A 19,871-nucleotide genomic window follows, 5' to 3' on the forward strand; every position below is an offset into this window, starting at 1 on the left:
CCGCAGTCCAAATACAGACAATTCAAACCAAACATTTTTTTCGGAGACTTCGTGAATCAAGCCCTGCCTTCAAACCTGGAACCCGGCGCCCTGCGCAACGACATCCGCACCCTTGGCAAAACGCTGGGCGATGTCATCAAGGAATGCGAAGGCAAGGCCATTTACGATGTCATCGAAAAACTGCGCCGCGCCGCCGTGAAGTTCCGCCGCGAAGGCAATATCAAGGACAGCCGCATACTGGAACGGCAGATCGCCCGCCTGCAAGACGAGGAAGCGTCTTCGGTGGCACGCGCCTTCAGTTATTTTCTGCATCTGTCGAACATTGCCGAAGACCGCGACCAGAACAGGCGCCAACGCCAGCACGAACTGCACGCCGATACACCCATGCGCGGCAGCCTTCAGCATGCGCTGGATCTGCTGCAAAGCAAAGGCGTGGGCAATCGCAAGATATTGCGCTACCTGGAGCAGGCTTGCATTGTGCCGGTTCTGACCGCCCATCCCACCGAAGTCCAGCGCAAAAGCACACTGGATCTGCATCGCGAGATCGCGCGGCAGATGGCGCTCTCCGATGCCACGCAAACCCCTGGCGAAAAAATGCAGTTGCAGCGCACGCTGGCCGGGCTGGTGGCCACGCTTTGGCAAACCCGCATGCTGCGCCGCCAGAAATTGACGGTACACGATGAAATCGACAATGCGCTGACCTACTACACCAGCACTTTCCTGACCGCCATCCCGCGCCTGTACCAAGACCTGGCCATACGCCTGCAGCCGCCCGGGCGCACGCTGTTCGAGGTGAACGCCCGGCCCCTGCCGCCCTTCCTGCAGATGGGCAGCTGGATAGGCGGCGACCGCGACGGCAACCCGAATGTCGATGCTTCCACACTGGAACAGGCCCTGCTGCGCCAATCCGCACACGTGCTGCGGCACTATCTGCAAGAGGTCAAATCCCTGGGCACCGAAATATCGCTGTCGCATACCCTGAGCGCGGCCAGCCCCGATCTGCTTGCCTTGTCGATGGCCAGCCAGGACACGTCCGAGCACCGGATCGATGAGCCCTATCGCCGCGCATTCATACATCTGTATGCGCGCCTGGCCGCCACTTCCGTGGCCCTGACGGGCCGCCAGCTGGCCCAGCGCCCCACCTACCCGGCTCTCGCCTACGCCGACCCTCAGGAATTCCAGCGCGACCTGCGGATCATTGCCGAATCGCTGGACAAGCATCACGGCAGCCTTATCGGCCAATTGCGCCTGTCCGGGCTGCTGCAGGCCGTCAGCATTTTCGGCTTCCACCTGGCCACGGTCGACTTGCGCCAAAGCTCCGATGTGCACGAACGCGTGCTGGCCGAGCTGTTCAAGGCGGCCAAGACCCTATTCAAAGGCAAGCCGGTGGACTATCGGAAGTTGTCCGAGGAAGACCGCATCGAATTGCTGCGCCAGGAAATCCAGCAGGTCCGTCCCCTGGTGTCCCCATGGCTGCACTATTCGCCCGAAACCGAGAAGGAACTGGCTATCTTGCGCATGGCCGCCGCCTGCCGAAAAAAATATGGATCGGCCGCCATCAAGCAAGCCATTGTGTCGCATACCGAAACGCTTAGCGACCTGCTGGAGATCCTGGTGCTGCAACAGGAAACGGGCCTGATCTCGCCCCAGGACCGGAAGGCCGGCGCGGGCCTGATGGTGGTGCCCCTGTTCGAAACCATCCCCGACCTGGTGCGCGGGCCGCAGATCATGGCCGCCTGGCTCGATCTTCCCGAAGTCGCGCAACGCGTGCGGCATGCGCAGGACGGGATACAGGAAGTCATGCTGGGCTACTCCGACAGTAACAAGGACGGCGGCTACCTGACCTCGAACTGGTCGCTGTACTGCGCCGAGCGGCAATTGGTGCAGGAGTTCAAGAAGCGCAAGGTGCGCCTGCGTCTTTTCCATGGCCGGGGCGGGTCGGTGGCACGCGGCGGCGGCTCCAGCTTCGATGCCATCCTGGCCCAGCCTCCAGGAACGGTCAATGGACAAATCCGCCTGACCGAACAGGGCGAGGTCATACAGGGCAAATATAAAGACGCCGAAGTGGGCCGTTGGCACTTGGAAAATTTCGTGGCGGCCACGCTCGAGACCAGCCTGGCGGCCAATACCTCGATATCGCAGTCCGAGGACGAAAACATGGCTCGCTTCGGCGCCATCCTGGACTTCATGTCGGACGCCGCCCAGCAAAGCTACCGCGACCTGGTCTACGGTACCCCGGGCTTCAACGATTATTTCTTCGCCTCCACTCCCATACTGGAAATCGCCGGCCTGAACATCGGTTCGCGCCCCGCTTCGCGCAAAGCCAGTCAAAAAATCGAAGATCTGCGGGCGATTCCCTGGGGATTCTCCTGGGCGCAATGCCGGCTTATGCTGACCGGCTGGTATGGCGTCGGCACGGCGTTGCATGCCTATGTGGAGCAAGGCTGCAAGAAGAGTCCCGCCAAGGCGGCCGACCGCTTGGCGCAATTGCGTGAAATGGCGGCGGTATGGCCTTTCTTCAAGACGCTGCTATCCAATATGGAGCAGGTCCTGGCCAAGACCGATCTGGATATCGCCCGGCGTTACGCGGGGCTGGTGCCCAGCCGGAAATTGCGTGAAGAAATATTCGGCCGCATCCAGGCCGAATTCGAACTGACGCTGGAAATGTTCAAGCGCGTCAGCGGCCACGAGCTGCTGGCCAACGATCCCTTGCTAGGCGCGGCGCTGAGCGAGCGCTTCGCCTATATCGACCCGCTCAATCACCTGCAGGTCGAACTATTGCGGCGCCATCGCCAGGCGGATGAAAAGCCCGCCAAGGCGGGCGGTGAAGAAAGCCGCAGCCAGCGGGCCATACACATGACCATCAATGGCATTGCGGCCGGGCTCAGGAACTCAGGTTAGATCATGCTGTCGCCGTCTCTGCCGGCGGCACGCATGTCGCGGATCAGCGCGACAATCAATGCCAGCAGGACAGCGGCCGAGGCAACGGGCCAAATCAGGATATAGCCGGTCAAAAGCATACTTGTCATTTTTTCTCCTTTTAAGCGCGGACGGCCGCGATACGGCCGCCGCCGGTTGATACAAGGCCGGGTTCCGCCGCGGCCGCTTCGTCGTCCTGATGGAACGAGGTAACCCGCTCCGCCAACAGACTGAAATCGAAACGCTCGTTGCTGCGCAGGCTCATGGCCACGCATACCGCGGCGCTTACGCCATAAGCGGTCAGCGAACTGAGCAGCACGACATAGTCGCGCAGGAATCCGACAGTAAAAGGCATGGATACCAGGGCCGCCCCGACGCCCACCGCGATTGCGATGCGGCGGTTGAAGAAAGCGAAGGCCATCAGGCCGATCACCACGCCCGCACCCAACGACGCGCACAACTCGAAGAACACGGCTACGATGCCTTCAAGCGGCACCAGTTCAAAACGCGCCGTTGTGAACAGCAGAACCGCGGCGACGACGGATGAGGTAAAGGCCTTGTTGGTGACCCTGTTCCAATAGAAGCTGACGATCACGGGAAAGACGATGGCTCCCCACAGCGCGCCCACAAATACCAGCATGACCAGGATGTCCAGCCGCAGGCTGGCAAATACCACGCCCAGCATCGTGGCGACCACCATGGTGGCGCGTCCCCACCACAGCATGCGCTTGGGACAAGGCTTGCCGCGCGCCAGGTTCTTGCCATAGACGTCGGTCATCATGATGGCCGACAGGGCCGACAGATCGGAATCCGCCGTGGATGACAGCGAACCGACCACCAGTATGAAAAACAGCGCTATGCCGAATGGCGGCAAATAGGTCGATGCCATCTGGGGAATGATGTTGTTCATGTTGCCGTTGGCCGGCTCCAATCCAACCAGCAGTGCCAGCAGCCCCAGCATGCCCAGGCCGATGACCACCGCGCCATAGCCGATGGTCGCCGTCAGGAAAGTGGACTTGATCAAGTCTTCACGCACGGCAAACAAGCGCTGCGCAATAGTCTGGTTGCCGATCGCATAGGCCAGGACCGCAACGAAGTAGGGAGCACCCTGTTCAAGTATGGCCTTGGTCGAGAAAAAATCGGCTTGCTGGGCGCTTAGATTTCCCAAGTTCGCCATCAGCATATCGGTGCCGCCGGCATTGAAGAAAATCAGGGGAATAATCACCACTGCCGCCAGTATCATCGCGATCAACTGGGCAAAATCCGTCATGACCGAAGCGCGGAAACCCGACCACAGGGTGTAAGACAGCACGCCCAGGCCCGCAATGAGCACCCCTTGTATGAAGCTGAGCGGGCTCAGTATGGAAACCAGCGCGCCGGCCGCGGTGAAGTTGACCATAAGGCTGATGCAACTGCCGATCAGGTTGGAGACCGCCATGATGAGCTGGCTTGATGTCCCATGGCGCGCCTGTATCACTTCGGCCAGCGTATGCGCCTTGGGCGCCAACTGGCGGAATCGCCGGCCGAAGGGGTAGATGAACAGTATCATCAAGGCGCCCCACAAGCCGTAATGCAGCGGACCGGAAAGACCGTAGCGATATCCCGATGTCGCGCTGGCATAGAACGATGCCGCCCATATCCAGGTGGCGATCATGCTGGCGGCCGACAGGCCGAAGCCTATGGCGTTGTTCGACACCATATAGCCATCGACGTTCTCTTTCTTTTTACCGATCAGCAGGGACAGCAGGAACGTCAGTCCGTAAAAACCGACCAGCAGCATCAACGCCGTGGATGTCGACAGTTTGAAAAAATCAGCTTCTTGCATCTGTGTAGCAATCCTTATGTGCGTGGCCCCCGATATCGACGCGCGCAGTCAATCCCGCCCGCGCCGGGAACGCCTAGGCCCCAGAGCGGACTGGTTGAAAGACACAAATCAGGTGCCTTGTTGCAGCATCAACAGGCAATGGCGAAACGCCGAGTATCGGCAAAGGTTGCAAGCGCCTGTAAGCTGCGGTGTCGACCATGCAGGTCGACGTGTTGTTCCGCGGCCGAATCCGGCCGGGTATATTTGTTTCGGCTAAACCAGCCGGGCCACCGCGTAGCGGCCATGTGATAGGAAAATAGCTTCCTGAAATTTCTGCCTGGAAACCCGCCAGAAGCCTCTGGCGCGGCTGCTTATCCAGGCAGCGCAAGCCTTGCATTGTAGTACTGTGTGCGCGACAAGTCCACAGCGGTTACCAATAAGGCGATGATCAAGGCGCCGAAAGTGGCTGTACTCCGAGCAAGAAAGTATGATGAAAACATTGAATTTTCAGCAGCCGGACCCTTCGATGATTAATACTTGCTCCTATGCCGCCTTCCTGCGAGCCATGCAGCCTCCGGCCTCATCGGCGAGCCCCGCCGTCACCGGCGGCGACCTTCCCGACTTGATCGGCAGCGGCAGCTTGCCCGCGGCTTTTCCGGTTACCGAGCTGGCCGCCGCATCGATAGGCACGGCGGCGCTGGCGCTGAGCCGCTACATGGAACTGCGCTTCGCCTCGCGGCCCTCCATTTCAGTCGATCGCCGTCTGGCTTCCATGTGGTTCGCCACGTCCTTAAGGCCTGTGGGCTGGCAGCTTCCATCGGTACGCGATCCGGTCACCGGCGATTATGCTGCCGGCGATGGATGGATACGCCTGCACGCCAATGCGCCGCATCATCGCGCTGCCGCGCTGGCCGTGCTGGGCTGTCCCGCGTCGCATGACAGCGTCGAGCGGGCCATAGCGGGCTGGCATGCCGGCGAGCTGGAAGACGCCATCGTGGCCGCCGGCGGCTGCGCGGCCGCCATGCGCAGCCGGGCCGCCTGGGAGCAACATCCGCAAGGCCGGGCACTGCAAACCGAACCGCTGTTTCACTACGCCAAGGGCGATTCCGGCCCCTCCGACCATGCCGCCGCCCGGCCGGAACGCCCTCTTGCCGGCATCAAAGTGCTGGACCTGACCCGGGTGCTGGCGGGGCCGGTATCGACCCGCTATCTTGCCGGCTACGGTGCGCAAGTCCTGCGCATAGACCCTCCGTTCTGGACCGAACCCGGCATGGTGCCCGAAGTCACATTGGGAAAACGCTGCGCACAACTGGACCTGCGTGCAAGCGATCAGTTGGAGCAACTCAAATCGCTGATGGCGGGCGCCGACATCCTGGTGCATGGCTATCGCGCCGATGCCCTGGAACGTATCGGGCTGGACCCAAGCGCGCGCCAGCGCATCCGGCCCGGCCTCGTCGATGTGTGCCTGGACGCCTATGGCTGGACGGGCCCATGGAACACCCGGCGCGGCTTCGACAGTCTTGTCCAGATGAGTTGCGGCATCGCGGAAGCCGGCATGAGGCATTTCGGCGCATCCCGTCCCACGCCACTGCCGGTGCAGGCCCTGGATCAGGCTACCGGCTACCTGATGGCGGCGGCGGCGCTGGACGGGCTCTCCACTCGCTGGCGGGAAGGGCGCGGATCATGCACCCGCCTGTCCCTGGCCCGAACCGCCAATCTGCTGATGACGCTAACGGGGGACGCATCGGACACACTGGCACCCGAAAGCGAAGACGACTGGACGGAAGCGCTGGAGCAGACTCAATGGGGGCCGGCGCATCGGCTCAAGCCGCCTTGCGATGTCGAAGGCGCCGCGATGCACTGGGATCATCCCGCACGTGCGCTTGGCAGCAGTCCCGCCAGCTGGCTATAAAAAAGGGCTGCCTTCAATGTCGGCAGCCCCTTTCCGTATTGCGCGAACTGTCGGACCTTACGCTGCGGCAGCCTGTCTCTTGCGCCGCTTCACGTACCGCAATAGCGGTGGAACAAGCACTATCGAAATCGATACCAGCCACAGGCCTTTGGAGATATTGCTGTCGTACAGCACATGCAATTCGCCGTTGGTTATGGACAAAGCGCGCCGCAGGTTCTGTTCCATCATGTCGCCCAGCACCACGCCCAGCACCAAGGGTGCCATGGGAAGGCCTCCTTTGCGCATCAGGTAGCCCAGTCCGCCGATGCACGCCACCATCAGCAGATCGAAGCTGCCCGCATTGATGGCGTAAACGCCTATGTAGCTGACGGCCAGGATGCCCGGCACCATCAACCAACCCGGCACGGAGAGCACCTTGGAGAATATGCGCACCATGGGCACGTTCATGATGAACAACATGACATTGGCAATGAACAGCGAGGCGATCAAGCCCCAGACCAGTTCGGGCTTGGACTCGAACAGCACCGGGCCCGGTGTGATGTTGTATAAGGTCAACGCCCCCATCATGACCGCCGTCGTGCCCGAACCGGGCACGCCCAAGGTCAGCATCGGAACAAAGGAACCGATGGCCGACGAGGTGGCGGCCGCTTCCGGCGCAACCAACCCGCGCATATCGCCCCGGCCGAACTTGGCGTCCGGATCTTTCTCTTCGCAGATGCGTTTCTCGTTGGAATAAGCCACCGCCGCCGCCACACTGGCGCCGGCGCCGGGCAGCACGCCGACGCCGAAACCCAGGAACGCGCTGCGCACCACGCTCCACCATGTATAGGCCATTTCCTTCAGGTTGAAGATCTTGCGGCCGCTGGACTGGACTTCGACCTTGTGGCCGCCCATGACTCTTTCCAGCATCTCCAGCAACTCGGACACGGCAAACAGCGCGATGACGACCACCACGAACTGGATGCCATCGAACAGGTGCACGGAGTCGAAGGTATAGCGATAGACGCCCGAATTGGCGTCCACGCCCACGGTCGCAATCGCCAGCCCTATCATCGCGGACAGCACGCCCTTGACCGGCTGGTCGCTCAGCAGGCTGGTCAGGCAGCAGAAAGCGAAGATCATCAGCACGAAGTACTCGGCCGGCCCGAAAGCCAGCGCCCACTTGGCCAGCAAAGGAGCCAGAAGAATGATGCCGACCACCGAAACGATGGAGCCGAAGAAGGCCGACCAGGCCGACAGGGACAGCGCCACATTGGCCAGTCCCTGACGAGCCAGAGGATAGCCGTCCAGCGTGGTCATGATGGCGCTGGCCTCGCCAGGGACGTTGATCAGAATGGACGTGATCCGCCCGCCATACTCCGCGCCGACATAGACGGCCGCCAGCAGGATGAGCGCCGTCTCGGGGGGCAAATTCATGGCGAAGGCGATGGGAATCAGCATCGCCACGCCATTGATCGGACCCAGGCCGGGCAATACGCCAACCAGCGTGCCGAAAAAGGAGCCGAGCGCCGCCACCAGGAGATTGGTCCATGAAGAAGCGACCCCGAAGCCTATGCTCAAATGAGCCAGGATATCGTTCATAGCAAATTCTCCAGAATGCCCAACGGAAGAACGACGTCGAGCGCGCGATCGAACAGCAGGAAAAACAATATGCTCATGACCACGCCGCCCACGGCCACCTTGACCCAGGCGCCGCCGAACAGGCGGCCCACCAGTATCGTCATGGCGGTGGTGGCGACGATGAAGCCCAGCGTCTCGAAGAGCAAGGCGTACAGAAAGCAGTACACCACCATCAGGGCAATGCGGCCGTTGGCGCCGGGGGGATTGGGTTCGGCCTGCCCGCGTCCCTTGAATGCCAGCCACGCGCCGCAAAGCGCGATGATGGCCGCCAGCAGCATGGGGAAGGCGCGGGGGCCTACTGGCTCGTAGGAAAACGGCGCTTGCAGGCCCCATCCGAACCAAGCCATCAGCGCCGCGAAGACCAAGGCGGCCATGCCTAGTATCCGATCATTCATGCTTTACTTCTTGATCAGGCCGAAGGAATTCGCCAGCTCGGTATACGCTTTGACGCGCTCTTTGACGTAGGCATCAAGCTCGGCTCCGGTCTTGTTGAACGGGAACAGGCCCTGCTTCTTCTGCAGGTCGGCGAACTCGGGGCTGGCCTGCGTGTTCTTGAATGCCTGCACCCACCAGTTGTAGTCCTCGTCGGAAACCTTGGGGCCTACATAGAAACCGCGAATAATGGGCCAATCGATGTCGAAGCCCTGCTCCTTGGCGGTCGGAACGCTGGACAGCTTGCCCGGCAGGCGCTCGCTGTTGAACACTGCCAGCACGCGTATGGGGGCGCCGCCTTCCAGCATGGTGAAGGCTTCCGCCGCGTCGCCCATATAGGCCTGGATGTGCCCGCCGCGCAATGCCGTGATGGCTTCGCCGCCGCCCTCGAATGCCACGAAGCGCATTTTCTTGTAATCGACGTCGGCCGCTTTCGCCGTCAGGGCGGCCTTCATCCAGTCCTGGCTGCCCACGGTGCCGCCGGCGCCCAGCACGATCTTGCTGGGGTCGGCCTTGAACGCGGCCATCAAATCCTTCAGGTTTTTATATGGGGAATCGTCGCGCACCACCGCCACGCCGAAATCCGAACCCACGGCGGCCAGCCAGCGTACGTCATTGACGTTGTACTTGCCGAACTTGCCTTGCGCCAGGTTCAGCAGGGAACCGCCGGAAAAAGCGATGATGCTGCCGCCATCGTCGGGCTTCTGGGCCACCACATGGTTGTAGGCAACGGCGCCGATGCCGCCCGGCATATAGATGATGCGCATGGGCGCCTTCAACTGGCCGGCGGCCTTCAGGCCTTCCTGCGCCAGGCGGCAGGTCAGGTCGAATCCGCCGCCGGGCTGGGCCGGCGCAATGCATTCCGGCCGGCGCGGCTCTTGCGCCGACGCCACGCCCGATACGGCGGCCAAGGCCCACACACCCACCAGCATGCCCGCAAGCTGCTTACAGATCCAAAGTTTGTTCATTCCAAGTCTCCTGATTAGAAAAAATACATGCCAGGCCTATATGTGGCCCTGTGCATTACGGTTCAGGAGGCAAGCGTACGAAAGCTTTCCTTTCTAAAGGCTTTCAGTTTTCGGATTATGGGTTTCGAAGGCCTCGTCCGTGGGAAAATTAAGGGAAAACACTAATGTCGCACGGCAACCCTGAGGCAAGGATTCAAGATGAAAGCGGCCGCGATGGCGCTGCATGATGGCCTGGACGATAGCCAGGCCAAGACCGGCTCCCGCGGTATTCTTGCCTGCCTTGCCGCGCCGGAAGCGCAGGCCCGCACGATCGATGTCGGACTGCGACATCCCGGCGCCGTTGTCCTCGACCACGACCATGGCGTTGGCTCCCTCCCGTCTGACGCCGACGGTGATGATGCCTCCGTTGGGCGTATAGCGCAAGGCATTGTCGACCAGGTTGACGATGGCCTCCCGTACCTGCCATTCCAGCCCCCAGATGAGCACCGGCTCATCCCCTCCTTCCAAGCCCAGATCCAGGCGCTTGGCGCGCGCTATCGGGTAGACGTCTTTCAGTATGCCGCGCGCCAATTGCAAGAGATCGACCTGCTCCAGGCCCTCGCCGGTTTCAAAAGATATGTTGTCCCGCGCCCTGGCCAGCGAGAGCATCTGGTTGGCGGTACGCACCGCCCTGTCCAGGCCTTCCCCCATGGCCAGCAGGGCCGAGCGGATTTCCTGCGGATCGGATTCGCGCAAGGCATAGCCCAGTTGCGCGCGCAGGACGGTCAGCGGCGTGCGCAGCTGATGCGACGCATCGTCCAGAAACTGGCTTTGCAGCCGTGCCTGCTGCGCATAGCGCTCCATGTGCAGGTTGATGGCGGTAACCAGGGGCTGCACTTCGGCGGGAATGCCCCGCGCCTCGATGGGGCGCAGATCGTCATGATGGCGTCCCTCGACCTCCTGGCGCAACCGGGACAAGGGGCGCACGGCGAAAAGCACGCCGAATACGACGATCAGTATCACCAGGGCCACGGTCACCAGGTCGCGCCCTATGGAGCGCAATAGCATGGATTGGATGAAGGCTTCGCGCGTATCGATGTCCTCGCCGACAAGCACTATGACCCGCCCCCCACGGTTGTTGTACAAGGGTGGGTCCATGGCTCTGGCCAAGGCGGCGATGCGCACGGTTTCGCCCAGGTATTCGGCTGTGTAATACTGGGGCACCCCGGACACGAGCGTGCGCTCGGGCAAAGGCAGCTGCTGATTGCCGATATCGGCCAGGCCGTCCTCGGTCATTACCCGGTAGTACACGTTTTCGTTGGCCGTCAGCTCGAAGAACTCCAGCATCAGATAAGGCAGCTCTATCGACAGCCCTCCGCTTGCGGTCGATATCTGATGATCTATGGAGCGCAAGGCGCCAGCCAGCGAACGGTCATAGGCAATATTGATCTGGGACCGCAGCATGTGGTTGGACAGCCACAAGGCCGTCATCATGAAAACCACCAGGGCCGGCACCAGCCACCATAGCAGTATCGATTTAAGTCCAGGCTCGCGGCCCTTCAAGGACTTAAACATGGCTCGCCGCTTCCAGGCAGTAGCCCATGCCGCGCAGCGTTTCGATCTGCGTGCCGGTGTTTATCAGCTTCTTGCGCAAGCGATGCACCAGCACCTCGACCGCCTCCAGGTTGATCTCGCGGTCGTCGGATGCGATGCGGTCAAGTATCTGCTGCTTCGATATGGGTTCGCCGCTACGCTGTATAAGCACTTTCAACACGGCAAACTCGCGCGGCGACAGCGCCAGCGGCTGGCCGGCCACAGTGAACCGCTGGGCCGAGGTGTCCAGGCTGAGATCCCCCAGCGCCAGCCGCGGATGCTCGCGCCCTCGACTGCGGCGGATCAGCGCAACGAGGCGCGCTTCCAGCTCTTCGATGACAAACGGCTTGCGCAGGAAATCGTCGGCGCCTTCATGCAAGGTATCGATGCGCTCGGCCAGCGAGTCGCGGGCCGTCAGGACCAATACCGGCGTACGGTCGTCGCGCGCCCTTAACCGGGCCAGAAATGTGTGCCCATCCATGCCCGGCAGGCCCAGGTCCAGAATGATGGCATCGAACTCTTCCAGGGCAAGCCGGCGTTCGGCCAGTTCGGCGTCATCGGCCCAATCGGCGACGAAGCCTCCATGCCGCGCCAGGCTGCGCGTCAGCCAGTGTGCCAGTTCGCTTTCATCTTCCACAAGTAGTATGCGCATTGATAACAGCCGTCCGGGCTTACAGGATGTCAAAGTTTATCCTGTAAGCCCGGACGGCTCCATGGCGCCTTACCCCAATGGGCGCCCCGGCACGGCTAGCGAAAGATCATGACGCTACGGATTGCGCCTTGCAGTCCTTGACCAGCACATTGCCGACCGAGGAATTCGTACCGCTGACCGTCTGCCGCGTTTCCTGTGTCAGCATATTGCCATTCACCTGACCGGCGTTTTCACGGGTGAATTTTTCGGTCGTCCAGGTATAGCCATTGCCACGGAACGTATTGCCCACCATATCCGCATTGCTGGTGGTTGCGCGGGTCAGGTCCACGGCTTGATTCTGGTAGATGACCTTGGCGGCCAAGGGCTCATCGCCCTGGAAGGTGTACTGCACCGTCAGCGGCTGGTCCGAGCCGGGCCCGCAGCCGTATTCCACGGTTTTCTGCGAAAGTTCCCGGGCGTCTTTGGGTGTCGAGCAAGCAGCCAATCCAACACACATCATCACGCCTGCTATTGCTGTTAAATTACGGGTCATGGATAGTCCTTGTTGTTCCAGGCGTAGCGCCTGCTCCTGTTTTTTTTATACCATCGGCCATACGGCCGGCCTGTAAGCGCCCGTATCAAATTAACGCTTGCTACAACTATCTTAAGCAAATAATTCATATGCATCCCGCCGCCGCCAGGTTTCCCCCCTTCCTGAATCGCTGGGGCGGCTTCATGGCTGTTGCCTTTGCCCTGACCATGGGCTTTGCGACAAGTTCGCTGCCCTCGCCGCTATACCCCTTGTACCAGGCGGACTGGCGGCTGCAGCCCAGCGAGCTGACTTATATTTATTCGCTGTATATGGTGGGCGTGCTGACGGCCCTGCTGTGCCTGGGCAGACTCTCGGATACACTGAGCCGATACACAGTGGTTTGCTCCTCCCTGATGCTGATGACGCTGGGCCTGCTGCTGTCAGGCGTAGCATCGAGTATCAACGCCTTACTCTTTGCACGGGGAATCATCGGCTTGGCCAATGGCCTATTGACCACAGCGGGCGCTTTTGCGCTGGTGGACACGCACCCCAGGAACGATCGCCGTATCGCCTCGGTCACAACGTCGGCCTCGATCGCCGTTGGCGTGGGCCTGGGTCCATTGCTAAGCGGCCTGCTGGCGCAGACAGGGATTGCGCCGCTGCGCCTGTCCTACTTCGTCGTCGCCGCACTGGCGCTGGGCAATCTTTGGCTTACCTGGCGGTCACGCCATACCTTCGCGCCGCGCTCCGGCGCCCGGGCGCGCCTGTCTATCACCCCCAAGCTGGCTCTGCCAAGCAAGGCGACTCGAGCTCCCTTTCTTCTGGCGAGCGCCGCCGCCTTTACGCAATTTGCGGCGGGCAGTCTGCTGGCATCCCTGGTGCCATCATTCCTGTACAACCTATTGCCATGGAAAGGCCCGGCCGTACCCGGCATCGCTTTCCTGATTCTTTCGGCGGCCTCCGCTGCCACGCAACTTTCGCAACGCAATATCGCACCCAGGAAGGGACTGGTCCTTGGCCTGCTGACGCTGGCCGGCTTCCTGATCGCCCTTTGCATAGGGATCTGGGCGGACAGCGCCTGGGCCTTTCTGATCGCCATGATACTGGCCGGGTCCGGCCAGGGCCTATGCTTCATGGCAAGCACCCTGATCGCCGGACAGAATTCCGACGAAAGCCGGCGCAGCGCCAACATGGCCACCTATTTTTCGATTGCATATATTGGCGCTTCCGTCCCGGTCATTGCCGTGGGCCGCTTGGCCGACCATTGGGGTTTGGCGCCCGCTGTTATTATTTTCAGCGTATTGGCCGTGCTGGCCCTGACCGCGCTGGCCTGGCTGGCAAGAAAAATCCTGCCTTAGGAGCATACGGATGACTGCGGAGCCCATTCAGGCCTTGCCGGAACAACGTCCTGCGGGCCGCATCGCGGTGAAGCTGGCCGCCGCGGCCTACTTCCTGTTATGGCTGGCCCTGGCGATCGAACCCATCGATCGTCCCGCCTGGCTGCTGGAAAACATGCTGGTCGCGGGCCTGTTCGGCCTGCTCTGGTTCATACGGCGGCTATTCCGTTTTTCAAACGTCTCGCTGCTGCTGATCCTGCTGTTCCTGGCCCTGCATACCTTGGGTTCGCACTATACCTATTCCGAAGTGCCCTACGACCGATGGTGGCAGGCGCTTACCGGCCACACCTTGAACAGTGTCTTCGGATGGGAGCGCAACCACTACGACCGGCTGGTCCATTTTTCCTACGGACTGCTGCTGGCCTACCCCATCCGGGAATTTTTCCTGCGCATCGTCGAGGTGCGCGGTTTCTGGGCCTACTTCCTGCCGCTGGATTTCACCCTGAGCACTTCCGCGCTGTATGAGCTGATCGAATGGGGAGCGGCCATGCTGTTCGGCGGCAACCTAGGCATGCAATACCTGGGAACCCAGGGCGATATCTGGGACGCGCACAAGGACATGGGGCTGGCCGCCCTGGGCGCATTGATAGCCATGCTTGCGGCTGCCGCAATCAACTTGCGGCTGCGGCGCGATCTGGCCTGGGAATGGTCGCACACCATGAAAAAGCCCGCCTCCGGCCGCTAAGGCGCGGCGGCCCCCCGCGCTTGTGCATGGCGCGCCCGCTTTACGGCCCCGCCATTCTTTTATTCCTTGACGGCGCCGGTCATGCCCGAGACGTAGTACTCGACGAAAAAGGAATAGACGATGGCCACCGGCAGGGACCCCAGCAATGCGCCCGCCATCAGTGCGCCCCAATGATAGACATCGCCTTCGACCAGCTCGGTGACGATACCCACCGGCACGGTCTTGATTTCCGACGAGGAAATGAAGGTAAGGGCGTAGATGAACTCGTTCCATGACAAGGTGAAGGCGAAGATGCCGGCCGAAATCAGGCCCGGCACGGCCAGCGGCAGGATGATCTTGATCAGGATCTGCCAGCGTGTGGCGCCGTCGATCAGCGCGCACTCTTCAAGCTCGTAAGGAATGGATCGGAAATAGCCCATAAGCAGCCAGGTGCAGAATGGTATTAGGAAGGTTGGATAGGTAAGGATCAAGGCCATGCGGGTATCGAACAGGCCTAGCTGGAACACAATCGCCGCCAGCGGGATGAACAATATGGAAGGCGGAATCAGATACGCGAAGAATATGCCCAGACCGACCTGCTTGGATCCCTGGAAGCGCAGGCGCTCAATCGCATAGGCCGCGAATACGCTGGCCGCCAGCGAAATGATGGTGGCGGCCGTCGATACGATGACGGTATTCCATAGCCAGCCGGGGAAGGGGGTATCGAACAGCAAATGCTTGAAGTGACTGAGCGTGGGCGCGACGACCCAGAAGGGATTGACGCTGCTGAGCATCTCCTCGTTAGGCTTGAATGCCGTCATGGCCATCCAATAAAACGGAAACAGCAGCACGAAAATGAAGATGCCCAAGGGGATGTAGATGGTGACCCAGCGGCGCGGCAAGGATTGCAGATAATCCATGCCCTGCTGGTCCAGGTCCTGCGTTTTGCGTTTCTTCATTTGTCTTCTCCCCGTTGCCAGGCGCGGCGCTGCAGCCCGAAGTAGGAAAACATGATGGCCGCCAGCAGGAAGGGAATCATCATGATGGCCAATGCGGCGCCTTCGCCCAGCGATCCGCCCGGTATGGCGCGCTGGAAGGACAGGGTCGTCATCAGGTGGGTGGCGTTCAGGGGACCGCCTCGCGTCAGCACGTAGATAAGCTGGAAATCGGTGAACGTGAAAAGCACCGAGAAGGTCATGACCACCGCGATGATGGGCGTGAGCAAGGGCAGGGTCACATAGCGGAACTGCTGCCACGGCGTCACGCCGTCGATCGAGGCCGCTTCATACAGCGCCGGCGAGATCGTCTGCAAGCCGGCCAGCAGAGTAATGGCCACGAACGGAATGCCGCGCCACACATTGGCGAATATGGTCGAATACCGTGCCATCCAGGGGTCGCCCAGGAAATTGATGTAGGTATCGATGAGGCCCAGCTTGACGAGGGTCCAGCTGATGATGGAGAACTGCGCATCGTATATCCACCAGAAGGCCAGCGCCGACAGGGCGGTGGGCACGATCCAGGGCAGCAGCACGATGGAACGAAAGAATGCCTTGAAAGGCAGGTTCTTGTTCAGCAGCAGCGCCAGCCACAGGCCCAGTATGAATTTCAGTATGCTGGCAATCACCGTATAGAAGATGGTGTTGAACAGGGCCAACTGGCTGACCGAGTCGCCTATCAGGTAGGCATAGTTGCCCAGGCCTATCCATTCTCCGGCCCGCCCTATCTTGGCGTCGGTAAAACCCAGCCAGATTCCCAATCCCAAGGGGTAAGTCAGGAATAGCACCAGGATAATGACCAGGGGCAGCATGAAGATCAGCCCCAGGACATTGCTGTTGTTCATTACGCGTGAAAGCATGTTCTTTCCCGGATTGAAGGCCGCCCTGCCCGCCCCGGCATCGCCGAAGCAGGCAGGAAGCCGAAGCGCCCGGCCACCCGGGCATCGGCCCTTAGGTCTTGTAGTAGCGCTTGGCCCGTTCCGCCGCCTGCGCAGCCGCCTCTTTGGGCGTCTTGGCTCCGCTGGCCGCATTGGCGATCATGTCGAGCACGACATAGTCGGCCATCACGGCCGCCGATGCTGTGCCCAGCGGTCCCGCATGGCCGTTGTCCAGCATGAGCGCCGCCGCGTCGCGGTATACCGTGTGCTTGGGATCGGCGGTCCAGATCGGGTTGGCCTCGTAGGCCTTCAGCGGCTGGCTGACGTACCCAATGGCTGCTTCCATCCAGGGGTTGTACTGATCGGCTTCCATCATGAATTGCATGTAAGCCTTGGCCGCATTCGGATACTTGGAGTGCTTGAACAGCATCATTTGCGTGATCTGCATAAGCTCGGTGGGCTTGCCGATGGGTCCGATGGGCAGGTGCGCATGCTGGATGTCGTCCGCCATCGCTTTCATCTTCGGATCCTTGGAATTCTTGGCTGCGTAATACACCGAGATTCCGTTGGCGGTCATACTGACCTGCCCGTCCAGGAACGCCTTGTTGTTGGACGGATCCTGCCACGACAGTGTGCCGGGCACAAAGGTCTTGTAAAGTTCCTGGGCATATTCCAGTGCCGCGATGGTCTCGGGCGAATCGATGACCACATTGCCCTTGGTATCGACCATCATGCCGCCATGCGACCACAGCAGCCAATGCGCCCAGTTATTGCCGTCGCCCACCGCCTTGCCCAGCGCAAACCCGCAAGGCGTACCCTTGGCCTTCAGCGCCTGGCACAGCTTCAGGAAGCCTGCCGTATCCTTGGGCACGCCGTCGAAGCCGGCCGCCTTGACCTGGCTTTCGCGATAGCACAGCGCATTGCCCACGACGCCCAGCGTCATGGCTATCCATCTGTCGCCGCGCATGCCGTAGCGCTTGCACACGTCGTACCAGCCGCCGTACTTTTTGTCCAGGTAGTTGGCCACGTCGGACAGGTCCACCAGCTTGTCGGGATACTGATGCGGATCGTCGAACCAGCCGATGACGATGTCGGGTCCGCTGCCCACGTTCGCGGCAACGGCGGCCTTGGGCCGAAGATCTTCCCAGCCTTCATTGTCGACACGGACCTCGATACCCGTTTTGTCGGTGAACTTCTTGGTATTGGCCATCCAGAGTTCTTCGTCGCCCTGCACGAAACGCTTCCACCGAAGCACGCGCAGCTTGGCGTCTTTCTCGGGCTGGATGTTCAGGGTTTCCGCGGCGTGGGCGCTACCGCCGCCCAATGCCGATGCTGCCGCGACCGATGCCGTAGACACCAGGAAATCGCGTCTTGTAAGTTTTGTCATGTCTCCACTCCTTGGTTGATGGAACAAGTTCCGTATAAAGCGGCCTACACTTCGAATTACCTACTTCAACTGCTGACCAGCGCCTTGCCGGTTTCGGCGTCGAACAGATGCGTGCGCTCGTGATCGGGCATGAGCCGCAGACTGTCCCCGGCGGAAAAATCGTGCCGTTCGCGAAAAATGGATATCAGGTCCGTATTGCAGAATCGGGAATAGACTTCCGTATTGGCGCCCGTCGGCTCCACCACACCGACTTCGGTCTTCATGCCCTGGCCCGTACTATCGATAAACAGGTGTTCGGGCCGCACACCGTAAATTACAGCCTGGCCATCCTGGCCCCCGACGGCTCCGCCGCGTCGCGGCGCGGGCAGGCGCGTACCATCGGTGAACTCGACCTGGGCACCGTCACCCTGGTCCCGCCGCAACACAGCCGGAATCAAGTTCATGGCCGGCGAGCCGATGAAGCCAGCAACAAACAGATTGTCGGGACGGTCGTAGAGATCCAGGGGTTTTCCGCGTTGTTCGACAATGCCGTCGCGCATGACGAGGATCTGGTCGGCCATGGTCATGGCTTCGATCTGGTCATGGGTGACGTATACCGATGTGGTGCGCAGGCGCTGATGCAGCGCCTTGATCTCGGCCCGCATCTGCACGCGCAGCTTGGCATCCAGATTGGACAGTGGCTCGTCGAACAGAAAGACCTGAGGGTCGCGCACGATGGCCCGGCCCATGGCCACGCGCTGGCGCTGGCCTCCGGACAACTGGCGCGGGTAGCGATGCAGCAGCTCGCCCAGGCCAAGAATTTCGGAGGCGCGATCAACGCGTTGCCGCACGGTTTCCTTGTCTATCTTGGCCAGCATGAGCGAAAAGGCCATGTTGTCGAACACCGTCATGTGCGGATACAGGGCATAGTTCTGGAACACCATGGCGATGTCGCGCTCTTTGGGCGGTACGTCGTTGACCACCCGCCCGTTGATCAGGATTTCGCCTTCGGTGATTTGTTCAAGGCCCGCAAGCATGCGCAGCAGGGTGGATTTGCCGCAACCGGAAGGGCCGACAAGCACGGCGAACTGGCCGTCCTCGATGTCGATGTCCACGCCCCGTATGACCTGCGTGCCGCCGAAATACTTCTGTATTGCCCGTATCTGCACTGATGCCATGCGTCGTTCCTTTGTGTGTTTGCGCTACTTACGGATGACTGCTCCTTCCTTCTGCCACAACATAAGTGGGCCTGCCTGTGTGGGCCCAATCGATCAGGTTCTGCGCCGCCTTGCGCCGCAACTCGCGCTCGGCCGTCTGGGAATAAAAAGCGGCGTGGGGCGACAGCAGCACCCTGGGATGCTGAACGATGCGCGAGTCCGTCTTCGGAGGCTCGACAGGCAGCACGTCCAGCGCCGCGGCATCCAGCACACCCCGGTCGAGCGCATCGAGCAAGGCGCCGGTATCGACCACGGGCCCGCGAGACGTATTGACCAGCACGCTGCCCGGCTTCATCAAGCCCAGCAGATCAGAGCCAACGATGCCGCGCGTCTGGGCCGTAAGCGGCACATGCAGCGTAAGCGCATCGCTGGCGGAAAAAAGCTCTTGCAACCCGACCCGTTCCACATTAGCCGGGAAATCGCCATCGATAATGTGGGGATCGCAGGCGATGACGCGCTTGAAACTGGGGCCGGCAATATAAGCCATGCGCTTGCCGATGCGGCCCAAGCCAAGTATGCCCAGCGTCATGTCGGATACGCGGCGCATCGTCCCCGCCGACGTGAAATGCCATTTTCCGGCCTTGACGTCGCGATCGTAGAAGGCAATATGCCGCAGCAGCGCAAGCATCATGGCCAAGGCATGCGTGGCCACTTCGCCCACTCCGTAATCGGGCGAATTACTGACCCACACCCCGTGTTCCCGGGCATCGGCCACATCAACGGTATCGTAGCCGGCCCCATAGCGGCTGACTATACGGATATCCGGCCTAGCCGTAAATACCCTTTTATTGACGGGCGCATACTGGACCAGCAGACCCTGACAGCCCGCCGAGGCGTCGATGACGTCGGTTTCGCTGCGGCATTGGGCCACGATCAATTCGATGCCGGCCGCGCCGTACAGGGACTGTTCGAGTTCCAGGTCGGGAAAGTCGTAATCGGTAATGAGTACCTTCATGCGTGCATC

General features: G+C 61.0%; 17 protein-coding genes. 4 read left to right on the forward strand and 13 right to left on the reverse strand.

Features of this window, described 5'->3' with window-relative positions; translation table 11 throughout:
• Positions 1–51: 51 nt before the first annotated feature.
• Positions 52–2,901, forward strand: a complete 2,850-nt coding sequence (gene ppc / locus V0R37_RS11200) for a phosphoenolpyruvate carboxylase (protein ID WP_420374585.1) — start codon at positions 52–54, stop codon at positions 2,899–2,901.
• Here ppc and V0R37_RS11205 read toward each other — a convergent pair.
• A complete protein-coding gene (locus tag V0R37_RS11205) occupies positions 2,898–3,029 on the reverse strand; it encodes a putative transporter small subunit (RefSeq protein WP_420374586.1) in 132 nt (43 codons plus the stop codon). The two genes, ppc and V0R37_RS11205, sit on opposite strands and share 4 nt — an antisense overlap.
• 11 nt (positions 3,030–3,040) lie before the next feature.
• Positions 3,041–4,744 (reverse strand): sodium:solute symporter family protein, encoded by a 1,704-nt coding sequence (locus V0R37_RS11210; protein WP_420374587.1) that lies wholly within the window; start codon positions 4,742–4,744, stop codon positions 3,041–3,043.
• A 505-nt stretch (positions 4,745–5,249) separates the two neighbouring features.
• On the opposite strand from V0R37_RS11210, the gene V0R37_RS11215 reads away from it, so the two are divergent.
• A complete protein-coding gene (locus tag V0R37_RS11215) occupies positions 5,250–6,635 on the forward strand; it encodes a CoA transferase (protein ID WP_420374588.1) in 1,386 nt (461 codons plus the stop codon).
• Positions 6,636–6,692: 57 nt separating this feature from the next.
• Here the strand turns inward: V0R37_RS11215 and V0R37_RS11220 are convergent, their stop codons facing one another.
• From V0R37_RS11220 to V0R37_RS11245, 6 genes are all read right to left on the reverse strand, one after another.
• On the reverse strand, positions 6,693–8,216 hold the full coding sequence (locus V0R37_RS11220; protein ID WP_420374589.1) for a tripartite tricarboxylate transporter permease: 1,524 nt from the start codon (positions 8,214–8,216) through the stop codon (positions 6,693–6,695).
• Positions 8,213–8,650, reverse strand: coding sequence for a tripartite tricarboxylate transporter TctB family protein (locus V0R37_RS11225; protein WP_420374590.1), 438 nt, complete (start codon positions 8,648–8,650; stop codon positions 8,213–8,215). Before V0R37_RS11225 ends, V0R37_RS11220 begins: the two co-directional genes overlap by 4 nt.
• Before the next feature lie 3 nt (positions 8,651–8,653).
• Complete coding sequence (locus V0R37_RS11230) at positions 8,654–9,619, reverse strand: Bug family tripartite tricarboxylate transporter substrate binding protein (protein ID WP_420374719.1); 966 nt, start codon at positions 9,617–9,619, stop codon at positions 8,654–8,656.
• 129 nt (positions 9,620–9,748) lie between these two features.
• Positions 9,749–11,209: a sensor histidine kinase gene (locus V0R37_RS11235; protein WP_420374591.1), complete on the reverse strand. Its 1,461-nt coding sequence runs from the start codon at positions 11,207–11,209 to the stop codon at positions 9,749–9,751.
• Positions 11,202–11,879, reverse strand: a complete 678-nt coding sequence (locus V0R37_RS11240) for a response regulator (RefSeq protein ID WP_420374592.1) — start codon at positions 11,877–11,879, stop codon at positions 11,202–11,204. The genes V0R37_RS11235 and V0R37_RS11240 overlap by 8 nt, the downstream gene beginning before the upstream one ends.
• Before the next feature lie 106 nt (positions 11,880–11,985).
• A complete protein-coding gene (locus V0R37_RS11245; protein WP_420374593.1) occupies positions 11,986–12,411 on the reverse strand; it encodes an ACP-like domain-containing protein in 426 nt (141 codons plus the stop codon).
• A gap of 128 nt (positions 12,412–12,539) precedes the next feature.
• On the opposite strand from V0R37_RS11245, the gene V0R37_RS11250 reads away from it, so the two are divergent.
• Positions 12,540–13,748: an MFS transporter gene (locus V0R37_RS11250; protein WP_420374594.1), complete on the forward strand. Its 1,209-nt coding sequence runs from the start codon at positions 12,540–12,542 to the stop codon at positions 13,746–13,748.
• 10 nt (positions 13,749–13,758) lie between these two features.
• The gene (locus V0R37_RS11255; protein WP_420374595.1) at positions 13,759–14,472 is read left to right on the forward strand and encodes a DUF2238 domain-containing protein; all 714 of its coding nucleotides are present in this window, start codon (positions 13,759–13,761) and stop codon (positions 14,470–14,472) included.
• A gap of 59 nt (positions 14,473–14,531) precedes the next feature.
• Here V0R37_RS11255 and V0R37_RS11260 read toward each other — a convergent pair whose 3' ends face one another.
• From V0R37_RS11260 to V0R37_RS11280, 5 genes are all read right to left on the reverse strand, one after another.
• The gene (locus V0R37_RS11260) at positions 14,532–15,410 is read right to left on the reverse strand and encodes a carbohydrate ABC transporter permease (protein ID WP_420374596.1); all 879 of its coding nucleotides are present in this window, start codon (positions 15,408–15,410) and stop codon (positions 14,532–14,534) included.
• Positions 15,407–16,306: a carbohydrate ABC transporter permease gene (locus V0R37_RS11265; protein WP_420374597.1), complete on the reverse strand. Its 900-nt coding sequence runs from the start codon at positions 16,304–16,306 to the stop codon at positions 15,407–15,409. The genes V0R37_RS11260 and V0R37_RS11265 overlap by 4 nt, the downstream gene beginning before the upstream one ends.
• 91 nt (positions 16,307–16,397) lie before the next feature.
• Positions 16,398–17,711, reverse strand: coding sequence for an ABC transporter substrate-binding protein (locus tag V0R37_RS11270; RefSeq protein ID WP_420374598.1), 1,314 nt, complete (start codon positions 17,709–17,711; stop codon positions 16,398–16,400).
• Positions 17,712–17,776: 65 nt separating this feature from the next.
• Entirely contained in the window at positions 17,777–18,868 is a 1,092-nt protein-coding gene (locus V0R37_RS11275) for an ABC transporter ATP-binding protein (RefSeq protein WP_420374599.1), read from the reverse strand.
• 28 nt (positions 18,869–18,896) lie between these two features.
• Positions 18,897–19,862 (reverse strand): C-terminal binding protein, encoded by a 966-nt coding sequence (locus V0R37_RS11280; protein ID WP_420374600.1) that lies wholly within the window; start codon positions 19,860–19,862, stop codon positions 18,897–18,899.
• Between the last annotated feature and the right edge of the window lie 9 nt (positions 19,863–19,871).

The organism is Pollutimonas rozaliensis, assembly GCF_048751585.1.
GTDB lineage: Bacteria > Pseudomonadota > Gammaproteobacteria > Burkholderiales > Burkholderiaceae_B.